Raw genomic sequence first — 5497 nt, forward strand, 5'->3', positions numbered from 1 at the left:
TCACGGAAGAAGTCCGGCGGTGTCCTACTCTCCCACAGGGTCCCCCCTGCAGTACCATCGGCGCTGAGAGGCTTAGCTTCCGGGTTCGGTATGTGTCCGGGCGTTTCCCTCTCGCTATGGCCGCCGAAACACTATTGATGTTTCAGTCTGCACACAACAAAAGATTGTTGTCATGCGGTTCTCGACCGTACATCGAGAACCACTCAGTGGACGCGTAGCACCTCAAACGGGTGTGTTATCAAGTCATCGGCTTATTAGTACCAGTCAGCTGCATGCATTGCTGCACTTCCACATCTGGCCTATCAACCCAGTAGTCTAGCTGGGAGCCTCTCGCCCGAAGGCATGGAAGTCTCATCTTGAGGCCGGCTTCCCGCTTAGATGCTTTCAGCGGTTATCCATCCCGAACGTAGCTAACCAGCGGTGCTCCTGGCGGAACAACTGGCACACCAGAGGTTCGTCCAACCCGGTCCTCTCGTACTAGGGTCAGATCCTCTCAAACTTCCTACGCGCGCAGCGGATAGGGACCGAACTGTCTCACGACGTTCTAAACCCAGCTCGCGTACCGCTTTAATGGGCGAACAGCCCAACCCTTGGGACCTACTCCAGCCCCAGGATGCGACGAGCCGACATCGAGGTGCCAAACCATGCCGTCGATATGGACTCTTGGGCAAGATCAGCCTGTTATCCCCGAGGTACCTTTTATCCGTTGAGCGACAGCGCTTCCACAAGCCACTGCCGGATCACTAGTCCCGACTTTCGTCCCTGCTCGACCTGTCAGTCTCACAGTCAAGCTCCCTTGTGCACTTACACTCGCCACCTGATTGCCAACCAGGTTGAGGGAACCTTTGGGCGCCTCCGTTACTTTTTGGGAGGCAACCGCCCCAGTTAAACTACCCACCAGGCACTGTCCCTGAACCGGATTACGGTTCGAAGTTAGATATCCAGAGTGACCAGAGTGGTATTTCAACAATGACTCCACATGAACTGGCGTCCATGCTTCAAAGTCTCCCACCTATCCTACACAAGCCACACCGAACACCAATACCAAGCTGTAGTAAAGGTCACGGGGTCTTTCCGTCCTGCTGCGCGTAACGAGCATCTTTACTCGTAATGCAATTTCGCCGAGTTCGCGGTTGAGACAGTTGGGAAGTCGTTACGCCATTCGTGCAGGTCGGAACTTACCCGACAAGGAATTTCGCTACCTTAGGATGGTTATAGTTACCACCGCCGTTTACTGGGGCTTAAATTCTCAGCTTCGCCTTGCGGCTAACCGGTCCTCTTAACCTTCCAGCACCGGGCAGGCGTCAGTCCGTATACATCGTCTTGCGACTTGGCACGGACCTGTGTTTTTAGTAAACAGTCGCTACCCACTAGTCTCTGCGGCCTCCAAACGCTTTCGGAGCAAGTCCTAATACGTCGAAGGCCCCCCTTCTCCCGAAGTTACGGGGGCATTTTGCCGAGTTCCTTAACCACGATTCTCTCGATCTCCTTGGTATTCTCTACCTGACCACCTGAGTCGGTTTGGGGTACGGGCGGCTAGAACCTCGCGTCGATGCTTTTCTTGGCAGCATAGGATCACCCACTTTTTATCCGCATCGTGTCTCAGCCTGTATGAGTGACGGATTTGCCTATCACTCGGCCTACGCACTTGCCCCGGGACAACCATCGCCCGGGTTGGGCTACCTTCCTGCGTCACACCTGTTAATACGCTAACCGCACCAGCATGGGGTCGTGCGCTAGCTCCAACGTTCTCACCCCGAAGGGATCGAATCAGAGGAATTCGGGCACTTAGCACCACTGGATTAGCTTGGGCGGTTCTTCGCCGGTACGGGAATATCAACCCGTTGTCCATCGACTACGCCTGTCGGCCTCGCCTTAGGTCCCGACTTACCCAGGGAAGATTAGCTTGACCCTGGAACCCTTGGTCTTTCGGAGGACGTGTTTCTCACACGTCTTTCGCTACTCATGCCTGCATTCTCACTCGTGTAGCCTCCACGGCTGGTTCACACCGCCGCTTCGCTGGCCACACGACGCTCTCCTACCCATCAACACGGCTGGACCACGAAGGCCTACCAATAATGTCAATGCCACAACTTCGGTGGCGTGCTTGAGCCCCGTTACATTGTCGGCGCGGAATCACTTGACCAGTGAGCTATTACGCACTCTTTCAAGGGTGGCTGCTTCTAAGCCAACCTCCTGGTTGTCTAAGCAACTCCACATCCTTTCCCACTTAGCACGCGCTTTGGGACCTTAGTTGGTGGTCTGGGTTGTTTCCCTCTCGACTATGAAGCTTATCCCCCACAGTCTCACTGCTGCGCTCTCACTTACCGGCATTCGGAGTTTGGCTGACGTCAGTAACCTTGTAGGGCCCATCGGCCATCCAGTAGCTCTACCTCCGGCAAGAAACACGCAACGCTGCACCTAAATGCATTTCGGAGAGAACCAGCTATCACGAAGTTTGATTGGCCTTTCACCCCTATCCACAGCTCATCCCCTCAGTTTTCAACCTAAGTGGGTTCGGTCCTCCACGACGTCTTACCGTCGCTTCAACCTGGCCATGGATAGATCACTTCGCTTCGGGTCTAGGACATGCGACTGAATCGCCCTATTCAGACTCGCTTTCGCTACGGCTACCCCTCACGGGTTAACCTCGCCACATATCGCTAACTCGCAGGCTCATTCTTCAAAAGGCACGCTGTCACCCCTACTAAGGAGGCTCCAACGGTTTGTAAGCAAACGGTTTCAGGTACTATTTCACTCCCCTCCCGGGGTACTTTTCACCTTTCCCTCACGGTACTTGTCCGCTATCGGTCATCTGGGAGTATTTAGGCTTATCAGGTGGTCCTGACAGATTCACACGGGATTTCTCGGGCCCCGTGCTACTTGGGATACTCTTCGCGTCAAGAGAGGCATGTCGACTACGGGGTTCGCACCCTCTATGACCAGGCTTTCAATCCTGTTCGTCTATACCTTCTTGTAACGCCGACAATTCGGCAGAACTGTCTGAAAAGTCCCACAACCCCGAATACGCAACTCCTGCCGGATATCACACGTACTCGGTTTAGCCTGTTCCGGTTTCGCTCGCCACTACTAACGGAATCGCGGTTGCTTTCTCTTCCTGTGGGTACTGAGATGTTTCACTTCCCCACGTTCCCTCTACCCGCCCTATATATTCAGGCGGGAGTCACTGGGTCGGCACGCCGCCCAGCGGGGTTTCCCCATTCGGAAATCCTCGGATCAAAGTGTGCTTATCCACTCCCCAAGGCTTATCGCAGATTGCTACGTCCTTCTTCGGCTCCAGATGCCAAGGCATTCACCGTTTGCTCTTAAAGACTTGAAAATCACATGAGTTTGAATCAAAACTCGCAACCCAAGCTGCAAGCAGCTCGGATCAGAAATTGACTAATGATCTTTAAGATCATCGATCGAAACAATCCATAAAGGATCATCTCGAAGATGCTCGCGTCCACTGTGTAGTTCTCAAAGTACGGGCGGTACCCACCCCGCTCACCAGCAAAGCCGGCAAACAAAAGCAGGTCCAGAGGATCCGTCTGACACTCAACCCCGAAAGGCCAGTGCGCATCCGGTCCCTCAGGACCCAACAGCGTGCATGTGCCGGCAGCCTCACCCCACCCGTTCCAGCTGCAAGCAGCGTACTGAGATGAAGGTCAACCCTCCGACACCAAGTCAAATGTTCCACCCATGAGCTACCGGCGGGAACGTATGTCCCGATCCGGCGCCTGGACACCCGAGGGTGCCAGATGCTCCTTAGAAAGGAGGTGATCCAGCCGCACCTTCCGGTACGGCTACCTTGTTACGACTTAGTCCTAATTACCGATCCCACCTTCGACGGCTCCCTCCACAAGGGTTGGGCCACCGGCTTCAGGTGTTACCGACTTTCATGACTTGACGGGCGGTGTGTACAAGACCCGGGAACGTATTCACCGCAGCGTTGCTGATCTGCGATTACTAGCGACTCCGACTTCATGAGGTCGAGTTGCAGACCTCAATCCGAACTGGGACCGGCTTTTTGGGATTCGCTCCACCTCACGGTATTGCAGCCCTTTGTACCGGCCATTGTAGCATGCGTGAAGCCCAAGACATAAGGGGCATGATGATTTGACGTCATCCCCACCTTCCTCCGAGTTGACCCCGGCAGTATCCCATGAGTTCCCACCATTACGTGCTGGCAACATAGAACGAGGGTTGCGCTCGTTGCGGGACTTAACCCAACATCTCACGACACGAGCTGACGACAACCATGCACCACCTGTTTACGAGTGTCCAAAGAGTTGACCATTTCTGGCCCGTTCTCGTATATGTCAAGCCTTGGTAAGGTTCTTCGCGTTGCATCGAATTAATCCGCATGCTCCGCCGCTTGTGCGGGTCCCCGTCAATTCCTTTGAGTTTTAGCCTTGCGGCCGTACTCCCCAGGCGGGGAACTTAATGCGTTAGCTGCGTCACGGAATCCGTGGAATGGACCCCACAACTAGTTCCCAACGTTTACGGGGTGGACTACCAGGGTATCTAAGCCTGTTTGCTCCCCACCCTTTCGCTCCTCAGCGTCAGTTACGGCCCAGAGATCTGCCTTCGCCATCGGTGTTCCTCCTGATATCTGCGCATTCCACCGCTACACCAGGAATTCCAATCTCCCCTACCGCACTCTAGTCTGCCCGTACCCACTGCAGGCCCGAGGTTGAGCCTCGGGATTTCACAGCAGACGCGACAAACCGCCTACGAGCTCTTTACGCCCAATAATTCCGGATAACGCTTGCGCCCTACGTATTACCGCGGCTGCTGGCACGTAGTTAGCCGGCGCTTTTTCTGCAGGTACCGTCACTTTCGCTTCTTCCCTGCTAAAAGAGGTTTACAACCCGAAGGCCGTCGTCCCTCACGCGGCGTTGCTGCATCAGGCTTTCGCCCATTGTGCAATATTCCCCACTGCTGCCTCCCGTAGGAGTCTGGGCCGTGTCTCAGTCCCAGTGTGGCCGGTCACCCTCTCAGGCCGGCTACCCGTCGACGCCTTGGTGAGCCATTACCTCACCAACAAGCTGATAGGCCGCGAGCCCATCCCAGACCGAAAAATCTTTCCAACTGCTGACCATGCGGTCGCAGCTCGTATCCAGTATTAGACGCCGTTTCCAGCGCTTATCCCAGAGTCAGGGGCAGGTTGCTCACGTGTTACTCACCCGTTCGCCACTGATCCACAGAGCAAGCTCTGCTTCACCGTTCGACTTGCATGTGTTAAGCACGCCGCCAGCGTTCATCCTGAGCCAGGATCAAACTCTCCGTAAAAGAAAAATACTGACAACGACCGGAAAAAGGCCGAAGCAGCGAGTTTGAACTGACCAAATGGATGTCATTACTGACTTATCCGTTGCCGACACCGAAGTGCCGGACTTTGATCCAAAGGAATCTCACCCGGTAAAAACCGGGACGAGGTTATTTGGCATTTGACAAGTGCACGCTGTTGAGTTCTCAAGGATCGGATGCTCCT

3 rRNA genes are annotated in these 5497 nt (G+C 54.7%); all 3 read right to left on the reverse strand.

Going from position 1 to position 5497, the window contains the following annotated elements:
* Positions 1-11: 11 nt before the first annotated feature.
* The 3 genes from rrf to NQ165_RS14485 all read right to left on the reverse strand — a co-directional run bounded on the left by rrf (position 12) and on the right by NQ165_RS14485 (position 5295).
* Positions 12-128 (reverse strand): 5S ribosomal RNA (rrf, locus tag NQ165_RS14475).
* A 106-nt stretch (positions 129-234) separates the two neighbouring features.
* Positions 235-3340, reverse strand: a 23S ribosomal RNA gene (locus NQ165_RS14480).
* Between the two features lie 432 nt (positions 3341-3772).
* Positions 3773-5295: ribosomal RNA gene (locus NQ165_RS14485) — 16S ribosomal RNA — on the reverse strand.
* The 16S, 23S and 5S rRNA genes sit together here, the layout of an rRNA operon.
* Positions 5296-5497 lie beyond the last annotated feature (202 nt).

Origin of the sequence: Microbacterium sp. zg.Y1084, from assembly GCF_024623595.1 — a bacterium.
GTDB classification, from domain to species: domain Bacteria; phylum Actinomycetota; class Actinomycetes; order Actinomycetales; family Microbacteriaceae; genus Microbacterium; species Microbacterium wangruii.